Origin of the sequence: Peribacillus faecalis, from assembly GCF_014712675.1 — a bacterium.
GTDB classification, from domain to species: domain Bacteria; phylum Bacillota; class Bacilli; order Bacillales; family DSM-1321; genus Bacillus_AD; species Bacillus_AD faecalis.
On sequence record NZ_JACXSI010000035.1, the window covers coordinates 1 to 16692 of the forward strand.

Sequence of the window (16692 nt, forward strand, 5' to 3'; positions counted from 1 at the left end):
TTCTACATCAAAGCCGCATTCCTCAAATATTTGCCTTGGAAACTTACCTTTATCATTCTCGGCAATAAATAGCAGTTTAAATTCTTCTGTATAGGTAATCCCCTTCGAACCAACAGATTTAACATAAGGATTACGAGAAAGTGCATTAATCTCTTTCTCTGTAAATGTCTTTGTACTCATTCTAGATTTTCCCCGTTCTCATTTTTTTTTCATTATACAAAAAAGTACCCTATAGGTAGACTTTTTTATAAGTGTCTACTCTATAGGGGACATTTTAATTAGCGCTTAGTAGTTTTTTGTGCGATAAATTCTATTGCGGCGCGATCTTTGAAGAGAAATGAGTTTCAAGTCGTTTGAACAGGATAAACTGAATGTAGGAGTCAAAGGCCCAGTCGTGCATAGATGAAGTTTTTTCAACAGTTTTGATAGAATATTGCTCATTTGCCCATTTTTATGTAGAATGAACAGAAGTGAATTTTTAGGTAAAACTCAATTTAAAAAGAAGAGGAGAGATCCTTAATGGCTAAAGTTTATGTATTCGACCATCCATTAATTCAGCATAAGCTGACATATATCCGTGATGTAAAAACAGGTACGAAAGAGTTCCGTGAACTTGTTGATGAAGTAGCAACATTGATGGCATTTGAAATTACAAGAGACATGCCTTTAGAAGAGGTAGAAGTTCAAACACCTGTAGCAACAGCGAAAGCAAAGGTATTAACTGGTAAGAAAATTGGATTAGTGCCTATCTTACGAGCAGGCCTTGGCATGGTAGAAGGGGTGTTGAAAGTAATTCCGGCAGCGAAAGTTGGACACATCGGTTTATACCGCGATCCAAAAACGTTGCAGCCAGTTGAATACTATGCGAAGCTTCCTAGCGATGTTGAGGAAAGAGAATTCATCGTTGTTGATCCGATGCTTGCAACCGGAGGATCTGCAATTGAAGCAATTAACTCATTGAAAAAACGTGGTGCAAAAAATATTAAATTCATGTGCTTAATCGCAGCTCCAGAAGGTGTAGAGCTCTTAAAAGAAGCACATCCGGACGTTGACATTTATATTGCGGCACTAGATGAAAAACTAAACGAAAAAGGTTATATTGTTCCAGGGCTAGGTGATGCAGGAGACCGCTTATTCGGAACAAAATAAGAGGAAAAGGTGAAAAGGCATGACTGAGCGTATTAAAGTAATGACAATCTTTGGTACAAGACCTGAGGCCATAAAAATGGCCCCGCTTGTTTTGGAGCTTGAAAAGCAATCTGAGTATTTTGAGTCGATTGTAACGGTTACCGCGCAACACCGCCAAATGCTAGATCAGGTGTTGGAAATCTTTAAAGTTCAGCCTGATTACGACCTGAACATTATGAAGGACCGTCAAACCCTTATTGACGTGACAACTCGTGGTCTAGAGGGTTTGAATAAAGTGATGGAAGAAGTAAGACCGGATATCGTCCTTGTCCATGGCGATACAACGACTACTTTTGTTGCAGCTTTAGCTGCTTTCTATAATAAGATTGTCGTTGGGCATGTGGAAGCGGGTTTAAGAACTTGGAATAAGTATTCTCCATATCCGGAAGAAATGAATCGTCAGCTGACAGGTGTAATGGCCGATCTGCATTTTTCTCCGACACCAAAGGCAGCGGAAAATTTACTGAATGAAAATAAAGCAGAAGAATCAATTTTCGTAACTGGCAACACGGCAATTGACGCTCTGAAAACAACGGTAACTCCGGAATACAGCCATCCTGTATTGGACAAGTTGGGCAATGATCGTCTAATTCTTTTGACTGCACACCGTCGTGAAAATCTTGGGCAGCCGATGCGCAATATGTTTAGAGCGGTTAAACGACTTGTGGAGGAGCATGATGACGTACAAGTTATCTACCCTGTCCACTTAAACCCGGTTGTTCGTGAAATTGCTGACGAAGTACTTGGGAATGATCCGCGCATCCAACTGATCGAACCATTGGATGTTTATGACTTCCATAATTTCGCGTCAAGAGCACACTTAATTTTAACGGATTCAGGTGGTGTTCAAGAAGAAGCACCGTCTCTAGGTGTACCGGTGTTGGTGCTTCGTGACACAACGGAACGTCCAGAGGGTATTGAAGCAGGCACTTTGAAACTAGCTGGTACAGAAGAAGAAACAATCTATGCTATGGCGAAGGAATTGCTGACAAACCAGGAAGCTTATGAAGCGATGGCGAAAGCAGCAAATCCGTATGGTGACGGCAATGCTTCGAAACGTATTGCGGAGGCAATCCGTTATTACTTTAAGCAAACAAGCGACCGTCCAAAACCCTATAATCCATTAAGCTAATGGCAAGGTTGCATAAAGGGGCTTCTTAAAAGTCAGAGATATGACTTTTAAGAAGTCCTTTTTCTTGTGCAAATGAAAGTGTATTCCATCTGAACGTGGATAGCTGTCTAACCTTACACCTGCCATGCGCGGAGGCTGACAGGATGTAGGTCGTGTCGGCGAAGACATGCAGACGTGTTGCCTTTAGCCGATATTCCTTGCTTAACAGTCCTACTGTATGGCTCCTTTTTCATTGAAGTAGAATCGAGGAGCGAAATCAAAAAGGGCCGGTGACGGTTTTTTCTTATTAATGCATACAACCTGCACTTTGAGTCATGATAAAAATCAGGAGGGTGAATCATGAAAAAAGTGTGTGGATTGACGGTGTTGCTTTTTATTTTCATAGCTTCTGCTGCGTCGGCTATCTCATTCCAGTTGCCTCCGTTGCCGAAAAAAGATGAAAAGGAAAATATCGTTGCTGTCATTATCGTGAAGCCGGAAGCGGACAAAAAAGAACTGTCCGGAACAATTTCAAATACTCCGGGCATCAAACTGAGACAAGTATATGAATTTGCCTTAAATGGATTTACTGTAGAGGGGCCGCGAAAACTCATTGAGAGCCTGCGGGAAAGACAGGAAATTGAAACGATATCCGAGTTGTCAATGTATGAAGTAATGCTCGATGAAAGTGTTCCGTTTATAGGCGGTGATCAGCTAAGAGGCTATTTGGATGAAGATGGACACCGGCTAACCGGCAAGGGTGTGAAAGTAGGGATTATTGATACAGGTATTGACTATAATCATCCTGATTTAAAGAAAGTTTATAGAGGCGGAAAAGATTTAATTGATGGCGATAATGATCCGATGGAGTCGGCAGGGGAACCGGATAGAGCAACTATTCATGGCACACATGTAGCCGGAATCATTGCGGCGAATGGAAGTTTAAGAGGTGTTGCTCCCGAGGCAGAAGTATATGCGTACCGTGCTTTAGGGCCGGGGGGAACTGGCAGTACGGAAAGTGTAATAGCGGCCATTGATGCGGCCATTAGCGATAAGATGGATATTATCAATCTGTCTTTAGGGAACAGTATCAATGGACCTGATCTTCCGATTACACTTGCTTTGAACCAAGCGGTTGACCAAGGGATAACGGCGGTAGTTTCAAACGGTAATTCAGGACCTAATACTTGGACAGTCGGATCGCCGGGTACGTCATCGAAGGCTATTTCTGTTGGGGCATCTTCTCCGCCGTTAAAGATTCCATACATGCAGATTGGTCTAGGGTCATCAAACATGAAAGAGCTGCCATTGCACAGCATCCCGGGGGCTAAAAAATGGAATTTCACGGTTTTTCAACAGATTATTAATGGAGGATATGGCAGGTTGGCTGACATGCCCAATGCGAAAAACAAGATTGTCGTTGTGAAACGCGGTAAATTAAGTGTGACAGAGAAAATCCTCAATGTGCAAAAACAGGGAGGCAAAGCTGTCATCATCGCAAATAGTAGTGAAGCACCGCTTCTTTATGCGTTAGAAACCCCTGTGCAAATACCGGCAGTATGGCTGGCAAAAAAAGATGGGCATATTTTACTCGACTATATACGAAATAATCCGGAACAATCAATGAAGATTGTTTACAAAGAAGAAGCTGATATGATTGCTTCTTTCAGTTCTCGTGGACCGGTGACAGTCAGCTGGGAAATCAAACCGGATATAGTGGCACCTGGAGTAGCGATAGAAAGCACAGTGCCTGGAGGGTATATGGCGCTTGCAGGGACAAGTATGTCAGCTCCTCACGTGGCTGGGGCTGCTGCATTATTGAGACAGGCTCACCCGGAATGGACACCCGAACAAATAAAATCTGCGCTCATGACAACAGCAAAACATTTAAAGAATAAAGAAGGCAATTTTTACAAAACGTATGAACAAGGAGCTGGAAGATTGCAGCTTCAAGAAGCAGTGGATGTCGACACTTTCTTTTATCCGAGCTCACTTACTTTAGGTTTATTCGATCAAAAGGAGGGGGAAAACAAGCATATAAAAAAGCTTGTCATCGAAAATAAAAATGAAGCACCACAGCATTACTCTTTTGACATCCCGAGGGATGAGAAGGGGTTGAACTGGCACTTGCCATTATCTTTTACGCTTCAGCCGAATGAGAAAAAAGAGGTCGAAATCGGACTTTCTATTGATATGAAGGAATTGGAAAAAGGAATGTATGACGGCTATCTCGCTGTAAGAGAAGGGACGAAAACACTCTATATTCCTTACCTTTATATGAAGGAAGAACCGAATTATCCGAAAGTTATGGGCTTTCAATTCGGAGATGGTGATAATGATGAATCCTATCGTTATGAAATGTATGTTCCTTGCGGAGGCGATGAGATGATGATTGCGCTGTATGATTACTCGTCCCTGCGCTTTAAAGGGTTTCTCGACTATTCTGCTCCGGCACCATCCGGTTTTTTTCAAAAGGAAATACCGAGAAATCATTTGCCTGAGCCGGGATTGTACCATGCTGTCATCTCGATTAAGAAAGCGGGAGTCTCAAAAGAGCTGCAGGAGATCATCGAAATCAAATGATTTTCTGTTTAACTCCCTAAAGATTGATATAAATGTGAACTTCTGGATATTATGGGGAAATCATAGTAGCTTTTCCACTACACATTCGTTGACAACACTTATCTGCTATTGTATTATAACGTAGGATGTGTATTGATAGTTTTTTCAAAAAAATTCAAACAATTCACTTTTCAACTTATTAACGTTGGAAACGATAGTAAAATAAGTGAGTTGAATGTAAAAACAGTCAATAACTGGAGAAATCAGATGAAGCAAAACAAACGTTTCTATTACAGGACGATTGCTATAACATCAGCCATTACTGCGCAATTGGTCGGCCCGATACTAATAGGAATATTCATAGGGAGATGGTTGGATGCGAAGCTTGCAGCCGACCCGTTATTTATGATTATCGGATTAATTTTAGGACTGGCTTTTGGGACATATGGCATTTCACGTTTACTTAAGGACAAAATCCAGGGAGACTAAAGAATACTATGCCAGATTTGCAGTTCACATTTAAAAGACAGCTTAAATATTTATTGTACATAATGGCAATTTATGTATTGGGCTGGGGATTCACAAGTTATCAGGCGATCTTTGCCGGACTTTTACTCGGTACGGCTATAAGCACTTTCAACGTATGGCTGCTTATGAAAAAGTCTCAGCAAGTGGGGGCATCTGCAGCTGGGGGCAAACCATCACGTTCTATTGGAAGCGCCTCTCGTTATGCAGCGGCTATTTTAGCTGCAATCATCGCAATGAAGTACCCGCAGTACTTTAACATTTACACAACGGTATTGGGATTAGTGACAGCGAATGTTGTCATAGTTATAGATTATTTTATCCATAAATCCAACGTCAATAACGGGGAAGAGAGGTGAATACTCATGGAGCACGGAGCTCGTGTAGTAGAAGTCATTGAAGGTTCAGGTATTTATGTAAACCTGGGTAACGTTTTGATGATTTCTGTTGCAACTATCATTACTGCTGCTATCGCTTACGTGTGTACACGTAATTTGAAAATGAAACCGACTGGAGTCCAAAACTTTATCGAATGGGTAGTGGATTTCGTTAAAAACATTATCAATAGCGCAATGGATTGGAAAACAGGCGGTCGCTTCTTAATGCTTGGTTTGACATTGATTATGTATATATTCGTGTCGAATATGCTAGGTCTACCGTTTAGCGTCGTATTAGATGAAGGTCATGAACTTTGGTGGAAATCGCCAACAGCGGATCCAACCATCACGTTAACGTTAGCGGTAATGGTAGTTGGTTTAACGCATTATTATGCTATTCGAATGAAAGGTTTATCGGAATACGGCAAAGATTTCTTCCGTCCGGTAGGGTTTTTATTCCCAATCAAAATTATCGAAGAATTTGCTAATACGTTAACGTTAGGTCTGCGACTTTACGGTAATATTTATGCAGGTGAGGTTCTGTTGACATTGTTGGCGGGACTGGCTACAAGCAGCGTGTTCGGTGCAATCGGCGCCGCAATACCAATGATAGCATGGCAAGGATTCTCAATCTTCATCGGTGCTATCCAAGCATTTATTTTTACAATGTTAACAATGGTTTATATGGCTCATAAAGTAGCTTCAGACCATTAATATATATTTTGTAAGACTAAGTATAAAAACAAACAATTTAGGAGGCTTTTATAATGGGAGTTTTAGCAGCTGCAATCGCAGTAGGTTTAGCGGCACTAGGTGCTGGTATTGGTAACGGTTTGATCATTTCACGTACAGTTGAGGGTATCGCTCGTCAACCTGAATTACAAGGAAGACTTCAAACTACAATGTTCATCGGTGTTGGTCTAGTAGAGGTACTACCAATCATCGCTGTAGTTATTGCATTCATGGTAATGGGGCAATAATTTGTAAAAGGTAAACGTGGCGAAGATCATACCATAGACCTTCGCCTTTCCTTTTATGATTTTCCGGCTACCGGAAATCTTTTATGAATTTTCAATAAGTAATCACTTTATGAATAAATGATGAAAACTGATTCTTAATCAATAAATGACTCTTCGAAAGGAGTGAACCGAGCGTGTTAACAAATAGTTTTGTTATTGGAGCAGGCGGTTTAGGCTTTAACGCTGGAGATATTATTTTCCAATTAATCTGTTTCGTCTTATTGTTAGCCTTTCTTAAAAAGGTTGCATGGGGTCCTCTAATCAATATGATGAAAGAGCGTGAAAACCACGTAGCTTCTCAAATTGATGAGGCAGAAAAAACACGTGAGCAAGCAGCGCAATACGTTGAAGAACAACGTGAAATCCTTAAGCAATCTCGTGTTGAAGCTCAAACATTAATTGAAAACGCTAAGAAACAAGGCGATGCACAGCGTGAAGAAATCGTTGTTGCAGCACGTACTGAAGCTGAGCGTATTAAAGAAAGTGCAAAACGCGAAATCGAAGTAGAGAAAGAAAAAGCTGTTGCAGCTTTACGCGAGCAAGTAGCTTCATTATCTGTACTTATTGCTTCTAAAGTAATTGAAAAAGAATTAACTGAAGCTGATCAAGAAAAATTAATCAGTGAGTATCTTCAAGAGGCAGGAGATAAACAATGAGCAATTCTATAGTCGCAAAACGCTATGCAGTAGCTCTTTTTGAGATTGCCAAAGAGAAAAACGTTCTTGATGCAATGGCGGAAGAAATTCGCGTTGTGAAAGAAGTTTTTTCATCTAATGAAGAACTGAATGCTTTCTTGAAGCAGCCTAAAATCACGCTTCAGCAAAAGCAACAAGTTCTTTCTGATGCGCTTGCTGGTATCTCTGAATACATCACAAACACAATCATGCTGATGATCGAACGTCATCGTACAGATGAAATCGCTCATATGGCTGAGGACTTTGTTGAACTATGTAACGAAGATAAATCTGTTGCAGAAGCAACTGTATATACTACAAGACCTATTACGGAGGCAGAGCGTGAAGCGATTTCTTCCGTTTTCGCTGCGAAAGTAGGCAAAAAAACTTTAAGAATTGAAAATATCGTTGATCGTGATATTATCGGCGGAATGAAGCTTCGTATCGGAAACCGTATTTTTGACGGCTCCGTTAGCGGCAAGCTGAATCGTTTAGAGCGACAACTATTATCATAACATTTCTGGATAGGGGTGAATTTCATGGGCATTAAAGCTGAAGAAATCAGTGCACTGATAAAAAAGCAAATTGAAAACTATCAGTCTGAGATCGAAGTAAGCGACGTTGGTACTGTTATCTCAGTCGGTGATGGTATCGCACGTGTTCATGGTCTAGATAACGTAATGGCTGGAGAGCTTGTAGAATTCTCCAACGGTGTCATGGGTATGGCACAAAACCTTGAGTCAAATAACGTAGGTATCGTTATTCTTGGACCATTCTCGGATATTCGTGAAGGCAGTGACGTAAAACGTACTGGCCGTATCATGGAAGTTCCTGTAGGTGAAGAGTTAATCGGTCGTGTAGTAAACCCATTAGGTCAACCTGTTGATGGTTTAGGACCGATCAATACAACAAAAACTCGTCCAATCGAAAGTCCTGCAACTGGTGTTATGGACCGTAAATCTGTTCATGAACCACTACAAACAGGTATTAAAGCGATTGACGCATTGGTTCCAATCGGACGCGGACAACGTGAGTTAATCATCGGTGACCGTCAAACTGGTAAAACATCAGTTGCAATCGATACAATTTTGAACCAAGCTGACCAAAACATGATTTGTATTTACGTGGCTATCGGCCAAAAAGAATCAACTGTTCGTTCAACAGTAGAAACTTTACGTAAAAACGGTGCATTAGATTACACAATCGTTGTAACAGCTTCTGCATCTCAACCAGCTCCATTATTATACTTAGCTCCTTATGCTGGTGTAGCAATGGGTGAAGAATTCATGTTCAACGGCAAGCACGTTCTTGTTGTATATGATGATTTATCAAAACAAGCAGCTGCATACCGTGAGCTGTCACTATTATTACGCCGTCCTCCAGGTCGTGAGGCATTCCCAGGGGATGTATTCTACTTGCATTCACGTTTACTAGAGCGTGCAGCAAAACTTAACGATACACTAGGTGCAGGTTCAATCACTGCATTACCATTCGTTGAAACGCAAGCAGGGGATATCTCAGCTTACATTCCAACTAACGTAATCTCAATTACGGATGGACAAATCTTCTTACAATCTGATCTATTCTTCTCAGGTGTACGTCCAGCGATCAACGCAGGTCTTTCAGTATCACGTGTAGGTGGATCAGCTCAAATTAAAGCAATGAAAAAAGTTGCGGGTACATTACGTCTTGACTTAGCTTCTTTCCGTGAGTTAGAAGCGTTCGCTCAATTCGGTTCTGACCTTGATAAAGCAACTAAAGCAAAACTTGACCGTGGTGCTCGTACAGTTGAGGTTCTTAAACAAGACCTGAACAAACCGCTAAAAGTTGAAAAACAAGTTGCAATTCTTTATGCATTAACTCGCGGACATTTAGATGATGTTGCCGTTGCGGATATTCGTCGCTTTGAAGCAGAATTCCTAAGCTGGCTAGATCAAAACCGCTCTGAGTTGTTAGAAACTATCCGTACTACAGGCGATCTTCCAAAAGACGAAGATATGGTATCAGCTATCAAAGACTTTAAGAAAACGTTTGTAGCATCTGCATAATATTTCTAACAAATTGAAAAGGGTGGTGAGAAAGAATGGCATCTTTACGCGATATTAAGTCTCGTATTACATCTACTAAAAAGACGAGTCAAATCACTAAAGCTATGGAAATGGTATCTGCTTCTAAATTAGCTCGTGCGGAATCTAATGCGAAATCATTTGTTCCTTACATGGAAAAAATTCAAGAAGTAGTTGCCAGTATCGCTGCGGGTAGTACGGATTTATCACATCCGATGCTAGTATCGCGCCCAGTTAAAAAGACCGGTTATATCGTTATTACGTCTGACCGCGGACTTGCTGGCGCATACAACAGCAGTGTTCTCCGTCAAGTCTTTCAAACAATTAAGCAAAACCACAAATCAGAAGAAGAGTATGGTATCATCGTCATCGGACGTATGGGACGCGATTTCTTCAAAGCACGTGGCATGAACATTGTGCTTGAAATCACAGGTGTTTCTGATCAGCCTTCTTACGATGATATCAGTGATTTATCTAAACAAACTGTCGGAATGTTCGCAGACGGCACATTTGATGAGCTGTACCTGTACTACAACCACTTTGTAAGTGCGATTTCACAGGAAGTTACGAAGAAACAATTATTGCCGTTAACGGATTTAGCTGTTTCTGACAAAATCACTAGTTATGAATTTGACCCTTCAGCTGAAGAAATTCTGGAAGTGCTTCTTCCTCAATATGCGGAAAGCTTAATTTATGGTGCACTACTAGATGGAAAAGCAAGTGAGCATGCAGCTCGTATGAGTGCAATGAGAAGTGCCACTGATAACGCGACAGAGCTTATCGGTCACCTATCCATTGTATACAACCGAGCACGTCAAGCAGCGATTACGCAAGAGATTACTGAAATCGTCGGCGGAGCAGCTGCATTAGAATAGTATTCAATCGAATGGGCGAGACAAGCTCTTGCCCTGATTCCAAATAAATAATGAATCGTGTTGATAAGTAATGATAGGAGGGAAAACGATGAATAAAGGACACATTACTCAAGTTACGGGTCCAGTTATCGACGTAAAGTTTGAAAGCGGCAAGCTTCCTCGACTTTACAATGCATTAACAGTTAAAAATGCTTCGACTGGTGAGACTCTAACATTAGAAGTTGCCCTTCATTTAGGTGATGATACAGTTCGTACAGTAGCGATGTCTTCTACAGACGGTGTTACTCGTGGAGCTGAAGCAATTGATACTGGTGCGCCAATTTCTGTACCAGTAGGAGATGTAACATTAGGGCGCGTATTTAACGTTTTAGGAGACAATATTGATTTATTCGATCCGATTCCAGCAGACGCGCAAAGAAATCCAATCCATAGAGAAGCGCCTAAGTTCGATCAGCTTTCTACTCAAGTTGAAATTCTTGAAACAGGTATTAAAGTTGTAGACTTACTAGCTCCATACATTAAAGGTGGTAAAATCGGTCTTTTTGGTGGTGCGGGTGTAGGTAAAACAGTTCTTATCCAAGAACTTATCAACAACATCGCACAAGAGCACGGCGGTATCTCTGTATTCGCAGGTGTTGGTGAACGTACTCGTGAAGGTAACGACTTATTCCACGAGATGACTGACTCAGGCGTTATCAAGAAAACAGCGATGGTATTCGGTCAAATGAACGAGCCACCTGGTGCGCGTATGCGTGTAGCACTTTCTGGTCTTACAATGGCGGAATATTTCCGTGATGAGCAAGGTCAAGACGTGTTATTCTTCATCGATAATATCTTCCGTTTCACTCAAGCAGGTTCTGAAGTATCAGCCCTACTTGGCCGTATGCCATCTGCCGTTGGTTACCAACCAACATTGGCTACAGAAATGGGTCAATTACAAGAACGTATCACTTCTACAAGTGTAGGTTCAGTTACATCTATCCAAGCGATTTATGTTCCAGCCGATGACTATACGGATCCGGCTCCAGCAACAACTTTCGCTCACTTAGATGCAACAACTAACCTTGAGCGTAAACTTTCTGAGATGGGTATTTACCCAGCGGTAGATCCATTAGCATCTACATCTCGCGCACTTTCTCCAGAAGTTGTAGGAGAAGAGCATTATGAAGTAGCACGTAGTGTTCAATCAACATTACAACGCTATAAAGAACTTCAAGATATCATTGCGATCCTTGGTATGGATGAGTTAAGTGAAGATGACAAATTAACGGTTGCGCGTGCGCGTCGTATTCAATTCTTCTTATCTCAAAACTTCCACGTAGCGGAGCAATTTACTGGTCAACCAGGTTCTTACGTTCCTGTTAAAGAAACAGTAAAAGGCTTTAAAGAAATTCTAGAAGGTAAGTACGATGACCTTCCAGAAGATGCTTTCCGTCTAGTTGGACGCATTGAAGAAGTAGTCGAAAAAGCAAAAGCAATGGCGTAAGCCCGGGACCTAGGAGGGTATGAAATGAAGACGGTAGAAGTCAATGTAGTCACTCCAGATGGCCCAATCTATAATGGTGAAGCAGAAATGGTCAGCACTAAAGCAAAAAGTGGTGAACTAGGTATTCTTCCAAACCATATTCCTATGGTTGCTCCATTACAAATCGGTGCTGTCCGCATCAAAAAAGCTGGCAAAACTGAATTTGTAGCTGTGAGTGGTGGTTTCTTGGAAGTACGCCCAGATAAAATCACTATTTTAGCTCAAGCAGCAGAATTAGCAGAGACAATTGATCTTGCTCGTGCAAATGCTGCGAAGCTTCGTGCTGAACGTCGTTTGCAAGACAAGCAAGATACTGTTGATCACAAGCGAGCTGAACTAGCATTAAAACGCGCCATCAACCGCATTTCAATATACGAAAGCTTGAAATAAGCTTATAAAAAAAGCCTCGGGGTATATCCCGAGGCTTCTTTTATTTCACTGAAAGGTATAGTGCTTACATCCTGTTTTACTGATAAGAACACATTTTTATAATCATGAAAAATATACTAATTACGATATAGCACATAATTGAAGTTAGTTTATATAGGATGCAGTATGTCATTGCTGTCAGCGTTCTTCAACACTTAAAAGGAAGTGATAAAGACTGGATGTTCTTCTTTGATTTTGTGACTCTCGCCCTGTCAGCCACAATGTAAAGTGACGTTATCCGGGTTTGTGTCGGTCGACACGGTATTCGGACAATGATATAATGACTTCAATTACATAAAATTGTATTTTATGGAATGATTTTGGTGTTGGAGGCTGATTGGATATTTATCAATTTGCCTTTTTCATATATAAAAAGAAGCAAAGGGGGAGAGACATGGACTTATGGAACTGGTATCAGAATAATTATCTGATTGTCGTTGTATTTCTATGTCTAGGTGTATTGTTACCTGTTGTTGCTTTGTCTTTGGGCAAACTTCTCAGACCTTTCAAACCAAACCCTGCAAAATACACTACATTTGAGAGCGGAGTTGAACCTTTCCATGATTCTCGTGTTCAATTCAACGTTCGTTATTACATGTTCGCAATATTATTCGTTATTTTTGACGTGGAAACCGTCTTTCTTTACCCTTGGGCCGTTGCCTATGAGAAACTCGGCATTGTCGCGCTCATTGAAATGCTTATTTTTGTGTTCATGCTTTTCATTGGACTTGTCTATGCCTGGAAGAAGAAGGTGTTGAAATGGACCTGAAATTAGATGGAATCACTGAACGCGAGAGGGAAGAGCTGAAGCGAAATATATTTTTCTCGACATTAGAGCAGGTGAAAAGTTGGGCGAGAAGCAATTCTCTTTATCCGATGACATTTGGTCTTGCTTGCTGTGCCATCGAAATGATGGGGGTCGGAGCATCTCACTATGACTTGGATCGCTTCGGGTCATTCTTTCGGAACTCACCGCGGCAATCTGACGTTATGATTGTATCGGGAACCGTCACGAAGAAAATGGCGCCGATTATACGTCGTCTCTATGACCAAATGCCGGAGCCGAAATGGGTGATTGCGATGGGCTCATGCGCGACTGCCGGCGGTCCTTATGTGTATTCATATAGTGTCGTGAAGGGCGTCGATCAAATTGTTCCGGTAGACGTGTATATTCCGGGTTGCCCGCCAAATCCGGCTGCATTATTGTATGGTATTAACAAGCTGAAAGAGAAAATACGCTACGAAGCCAAGTCCGGAAAGCGGGTGATGTAGCGTGGATGAGAGGGAAAAAAAGAAAGAAGCAGCGGCACGCGCTAAGGAAGAAGCCATGAAGCGTCTTGCTGAACGCAACAAACAAAAAGAACAGGCTTCGGATGTTCAAAAAGATATAAAAGTGAAAGCGCTTCAAAACCAAACGCCTGAAGAGGTAGCAAAAGCAAAAGCAGCCGCGGCGGCAAAAGCAAAAGCGGCAGCACTGGCAAAACAGAAAGAGAAAGCAGCAGGAGAAGCAAACGGTTTAGCTACTGATGAAGAAAAGCGAAAGGCGAAAGAAAAGGCAGCCGTAGCGGCAAAAGCAAAAGCAGCAGCACTGGCGAAACAGAAAGAGAAAGCGGCAGGGGAAGCAAATAGTTCAGCCACTGATGAAGAAAAGCGAAAGGCGAAAGAAAAGGCTGTCGCAGCAGCTAAGGCAAAAGCAGCAGCTTTGGCTAAGCAAAAGGAACGTAAAAGTACAGAAACTGAAGAAGAGGAGAAGCTGCCAGCTCCTAATCAGTCAGTTCTCGATGAGTATGTTAAGAATATAGTGGATACACTGGGCAAAGACGTTTTGGAGGAGACATATATAAACCGTCTCTCAAAAAATGTGCCGACACTTGTTGCAAAACGAGAATACTATTTTAAATTAGCCGAATTCTTAAAAAATAATCTATCATTCAATTACTTGTCGGAACTTCACGGAACAGACTTTATAACGCACATGGAAGTGTACGTTTACTTATACTCGCACTCAATTAATCAATCGATTGTTTTAAAAACGAAGCTCGATCGTGAAGAGTCTTCAATCCATTCATTGGTACCGCTTTGGGAAGGTGCAAACTGGCCGGAGTGTGAAGCGTATGATTTACTGGGCATTCAATTTGAAAATCACCCGGACTTGAAGCGCATTTTGTTGGGGGAAGACTGGGTCGGACATCCGCTCAGAAAAGACTATGAGCCATTTGATGTGGAGGTGTGACCGATGATACGGACAGAAGAAATGCTATTGAATGTCGGTCCGCAGCATCCGAGCACACACGGTGTATTCCGTCTCATCATAAAAATTGACGGCGAAATTATCACAGAAGCGACACCGGTGATTGGCTATTTGCATCGCGGAACAGAGAAACTTGCTGAAAATCTGCAATATACACAGATTATTCCTTATACAGACAGAATGGATTATTTGGCGGCCATGACGAATAACTATGTGTTATGTCATGCGGTCGAAACGATGATGGCGATTGAAGTGCCGGAAAGAGCCGAATTTTTGCGGGTCTTGGCAATGGAACTCGGACGAATTTCCAGCCATCTTGTTTGGTGGGGAACTTATTTATTGGATATAGGAGCAATCAGTCCTTTTCTGTATGCTTTCAGGGAAAGAGAAATGATTCAAAATCTGTTGAATGAACTCTCAGGTGCCCGTCTGACATTTAATTATATGCGCGTAGGCGGTGTGAAATGGGATGCGCCGGATGGCTGGATTGATAAAGTGCGTGGCTTTGTGCCTTATATGAGGGAGCAGCTGAAGGGTTATCATGAGTTAGTGTCCGGTAATGAAATCTTTATGAAGCGTATTAAAGGTGTTGGCACTTATTCGAAGGAAGAGGCGATCCAATATTCCTTGAGCGGAGCGAATCTTCGCTGTACCGGCGTGAAATATGATTTGAGGAAATCGGAGCCGTACAGCATTTACAGTCGTTTTGATTTTGACATTCCGACCAGGGATGATGGAGATGCGTGGTCAAGGTATCAAATCCGTCTGGAGGAGATTGAGGAGTCACTCAAGATTATTGAACAAGCTGTTGAACAATTTCCGATTCAGGGAGCAATTATGGCGAAAGTACCAAAAATTATTAAAGCGCCTGCAGGGGAAGCATTTGTCCGCATTGAAGCGCCAAGAGGAGAAATAGGTTGCTACATTGCCAGTGACGGTAAAAAAGAGCCTTTCCGTTTGAAGTTCAGGCGTCCTTCCTTTTACAATCTGCAAATCTTGCCGAAGCTGCTGAAAGGGGAAAATATCGCGAACTTGATCACTATCTTAGGGGCGATTGATATTGTGCTCGGGGAGGTGGATGGCTAATGATTGAAGGGCTTATCCACGAACCGGCAGGTCTGAAGAATTTTGGTATTTTCTTTTTGCTCGCAACTCTTTTTCTATTATTTATATTGGGATTTGTCACATACGCGATTCTATCTGAACGAAAAGTGCTCGGCTTTATGCAGCTTCGCTATGGACCTAGTCACGTCGGAGGAAAGTGGGGGTTACTGCAGACGGTGGCAGATGTTTTAAAGCTATTAATCAAGGAAGATATCATTCCGAAGCTCGCTGACCGTCCTTTGTTCATACTGGCGCCGGTCATTGCATTTGCGCCGGCTTTCATGGTGCTCGCTGTCATTCCTTTTACCGACAACATGCAATTTGCTGATATAGGGATCGGTTTACTCTATTATATCGCCATATCAGGCATTTCAGTCGTCGGGGTAGTGTCGGCCGGTTGGGCATCGAATAATAAATATTCCTTAATTGGCGGAATGCGTGCGGCGGCGCAAATGATTTCTTATGAAATACCGCTTGTGATGAGCGTTGTCGGCATCATTTTACTGACAGGAAGCTTGAACTTGAACGATATTGTCGCTGCCCAGGAAAATTATTGGTTCGTACTTTTGCAGCCGCTCGCTTTTCTCATCTTCATTATTGCTTCCGTTTCCGAGCTGAACCGGACACCGTTTGATTTGCCGGAAGCGGAGTCGGAGCTGGTCGCAGGCTACCACACGGAGTATTCAGGATTTCGCTGGGCATTTTTTATGTTGGCGGAATATGTGTATTTATTCGCGATGGGTGCGATGACGACCGTTCTGTTCCTTGGCGGATGGCTGCCGCTATTTTCGTTTTTGGATTTTATTCCGGGCGCCGTTTGGTTTGCGTTGAAGTTCAGTGTCGTTATTTTTGTGATCATCTGGACTCGCGCCACGTTTCCGCGCATGAGGGCAGATCACCTGATGGAGTTTGGTTGGAAGGTACTGCTTCCGCTTGCGTTGGCCAACATATTTATAACAGCCATTTTGAAGGAACTGTTTTGAAGG

The 16692-nt window shown here is 42.1% G+C and carries 19 protein-coding genes; 18 read left to right on the forward strand and 1 reads right to left on the reverse strand.

Annotated elements, in window-relative coordinates; all coding sequences use genetic code 11:
• On the reverse strand, positions 1-180 hold a 180-nt coding region (locus tag IEO70_RS14080; protein ID WP_328820863.1), incomplete at its 3' end, for an HTH domain-containing protein.
• A gap of 339 nt (positions 181-519) precedes the next feature.
• On the opposite strand from IEO70_RS14080, the gene upp reads away from it, so the two are divergent.
• From upp to nuoH, 18 genes are all read left to right on the forward strand, one after another.
• Positions 520-1149, forward strand: coding sequence for a uracil phosphoribosyltransferase (gene upp, locus IEO70_RS14085; RefSeq protein ID WP_190999012.1), 630 nt, complete (start codon positions 520-522; stop codon positions 1147-1149).
• A 19-nt stretch (positions 1150-1168) separates the two neighbouring features.
• Positions 1169-2320, forward strand: coding sequence for a non-hydrolyzing UDP-N-acetylglucosamine 2-epimerase (gene wecB / locus IEO70_RS14090; RefSeq protein ID WP_190999013.1), 1152 nt, complete (start codon positions 1169-1171; stop codon positions 2318-2320).
• A 339-nt stretch (positions 2321-2659) separates the two neighbouring features.
• Positions 2660-4882: a S8 family serine peptidase gene (locus tag IEO70_RS14095; RefSeq protein WP_190999014.1), complete on the forward strand. Its 2223-nt coding sequence runs from the start codon at positions 2660-2662 to the stop codon at positions 4880-4882.
• A 246-nt stretch (positions 4883-5128) separates the two neighbouring features.
• Positions 5129-5350, forward strand: coding sequence for an AtpZ/AtpI family protein (locus tag IEO70_RS14100; protein ID WP_190999015.1), 222 nt, complete (start codon positions 5129-5131; stop codon positions 5348-5350).
• A gap of 8 nt (positions 5351-5358) precedes the next feature.
• Positions 5359-5745 (forward strand): ATP synthase subunit I, encoded by a 387-nt coding sequence (locus IEO70_RS14105; RefSeq protein WP_190999016.1) that lies wholly within the window; start codon positions 5359-5361, stop codon positions 5743-5745.
• A 6-nt stretch (positions 5746-5751) separates the two neighbouring features.
• A complete protein-coding gene (gene atpB, locus IEO70_RS14110; RefSeq protein WP_190999017.1) occupies positions 5752-6477 on the forward strand; it encodes a F0F1 ATP synthase subunit A in 726 nt (241 codons plus the stop codon).
• A 53-nt stretch (positions 6478-6530) separates the two neighbouring features.
• Positions 6531-6743: a F0F1 ATP synthase subunit C gene (gene atpE, locus IEO70_RS14115; protein ID WP_190999018.1), complete on the forward strand. Its 213-nt coding sequence runs from the start codon at positions 6531-6533 to the stop codon at positions 6741-6743.
• Between the two features lie 173 nt (positions 6744-6916).
• Positions 6917-7438 carry a F0F1 ATP synthase subunit B gene (locus IEO70_RS14120; protein WP_190999019.1) on the forward strand — a complete coding sequence of 174 codons (522 nt, stop codon included), beginning with the start codon at positions 6917-6919 and terminating at the stop codon, positions 7436-7438.
• Positions 7435-7971 (forward strand): F0F1 ATP synthase subunit delta, encoded by a 537-nt coding sequence (locus IEO70_RS14125; RefSeq protein WP_190999020.1) that lies wholly within the window; start codon positions 7435-7437, stop codon positions 7969-7971. The genes IEO70_RS14120 and IEO70_RS14125 overlap by 4 nt, the downstream gene beginning before the upstream one ends.
• A gap of 24 nt (positions 7972-7995) precedes the next feature.
• On the forward strand, positions 7996-9504 hold the full coding sequence (gene atpA / locus IEO70_RS14130; RefSeq protein ID WP_190999021.1) for a F0F1 ATP synthase subunit alpha: 1509 nt from the start codon (positions 7996-7998) through the stop codon (positions 9502-9504).
• A gap of 35 nt (positions 9505-9539) precedes the next feature.
• Positions 9540-10397 (forward strand): F0F1 ATP synthase subunit gamma, encoded by an 858-nt coding sequence (locus IEO70_RS14135; protein WP_190999022.1) that lies wholly within the window; start codon positions 9540-9542, stop codon positions 10395-10397.
• 88 nt (positions 10398-10485) lie between these two features.
• Positions 10486-11883, forward strand: coding sequence for a F0F1 ATP synthase subunit beta (gene atpD, locus IEO70_RS14140; protein WP_190999023.1), 1398 nt, complete (start codon positions 10486-10488; stop codon positions 11881-11883).
• 24 nt (positions 11884-11907) lie between these two features.
• A complete protein-coding gene (locus IEO70_RS14145; protein WP_190999024.1) occupies positions 11908-12312 on the forward strand; it encodes a F0F1 ATP synthase subunit epsilon in 405 nt (134 codons plus the stop codon).
• 433 nt (positions 12313-12745) lie between these two features.
• Entirely contained in the window at positions 12746-13120 is a 375-nt protein-coding gene (locus tag IEO70_RS14150) for an NADH-quinone oxidoreductase subunit A (protein WP_190999025.1), read from the forward strand.
• Entirely contained in the window at positions 13111-13623 is a 513-nt protein-coding gene (locus IEO70_RS14155) for a NuoB/complex I 20 kDa subunit family protein (protein WP_190999026.1), read from the forward strand. The genes IEO70_RS14150 and IEO70_RS14155 overlap by 10 nt, the downstream gene beginning before the upstream one ends.
• 1 nt (position 13624) lies before the next feature.
• Complete coding sequence (locus IEO70_RS14160; RefSeq protein WP_328820935.1) at positions 13625-14584, forward strand: NADH-quinone oxidoreductase subunit C; 960 nt, start codon at positions 13625-13627, stop codon at positions 14582-14584.
• Positions 14585-14587: 3 nt separating this feature from the next.
• Positions 14588-15688 (forward strand): NADH-quinone oxidoreductase subunit D, encoded by a 1101-nt coding sequence (locus tag IEO70_RS14165; protein WP_190999027.1) that lies wholly within the window; start codon positions 14588-14590, stop codon positions 15686-15688.
• Positions 15688-16689, forward strand: coding sequence for an NADH-quinone oxidoreductase subunit NuoH (gene nuoH, locus IEO70_RS14170; RefSeq protein ID WP_190999028.1), 1002 nt, complete (start codon positions 15688-15690; stop codon positions 16687-16689). Before IEO70_RS14165 ends, nuoH begins: the two co-directional genes overlap by 1 nt.
• The last annotated feature ends 3 nt before the right edge of the window (positions 16690-16692 follow it).

Coding starts and splice junctions, on each gene's coding strand:
- upp (WP_190999012.1), top strand. CDS start 520: ATGGCTAAAGTTTATGTATTCGACCATCCATTAATTCAGCATAAGCTG.
- wecB (WP_190999013.1), top strand. CDS start 1,169: ATGACTGAGCGTATTAAAGTAATGACAATCTTTGGTACAAGACCTGAG.
- IEO70_RS14095 (WP_190999014.1), top strand. CDS start 2,660: ATGAAAAAAGTGTGTGGATTGACGGTGTTGCTTTTTATTTTCATAGCT.
- IEO70_RS14100 (WP_190999015.1), top strand. CDS start 5,129: ATGAAGCAAAACAAACGTTTCTATTACAGGACGATTGCTATAACATCA.
- IEO70_RS14105 (WP_190999016.1), top strand. CDS start 5,359: ATGCCAGATTTGCAGTTCACATTTAAAAGACAGCTTAAATATTTATTG.
- atpB (WP_190999017.1), top strand. CDS start 5,752: ATGGAGCACGGAGCTCGTGTAGTAGAAGTCATTGAAGGTTCAGGTATT.
- atpE (WP_190999018.1), top strand. CDS start 6,531: ATGGGAGTTTTAGCAGCTGCAATCGCAGTAGGTTTAGCGGCACTAGGT.
- IEO70_RS14125 (WP_190999020.1), top strand. CDS start 7,435: ATGAGCAATTCTATAGTCGCAAAACGCTATGCAGTAGCTCTTTTTGAG.
- atpA (WP_190999021.1), top strand. CDS start 7,996: ATGGGCATTAAAGCTGAAGAAATCAGTGCACTGATAAAAAAGCAAATT.
- IEO70_RS14135 (WP_190999022.1), top strand. CDS start 9,540: ATGGCATCTTTACGCGATATTAAGTCTCGTATTACATCTACTAAAAAG.
- atpD (WP_190999023.1), top strand. CDS start 10,486: ATGAATAAAGGACACATTACTCAAGTTACGGGTCCAGTTATCGACGTA.
- IEO70_RS14145 (WP_190999024.1), top strand. CDS start 11,908: ATGAAGACGGTAGAAGTCAATGTAGTCACTCCAGATGGCCCAATCTAT.
- IEO70_RS14150 (WP_190999025.1), top strand. CDS start 12,746: ATGGACTTATGGAACTGGTATCAGAATAATTATCTGATTGTCGTTGTA.
- IEO70_RS14155 (WP_190999026.1), top strand. CDS start 13,111: ATGGACCTGAAATTAGATGGAATCACTGAACGCGAGAGGGAAGAGCTG.
- IEO70_RS14165 (WP_190999027.1), top strand. CDS start 14,588: ATGATACGGACAGAAGAAATGCTATTGAATGTCGGTCCGCAGCATCCG.
- nuoH (WP_190999028.1), top strand. CDS start 15,688: ATGATTGAAGGGCTTATCCACGAACCGGCAGGTCTGAAGAATTTTGGT.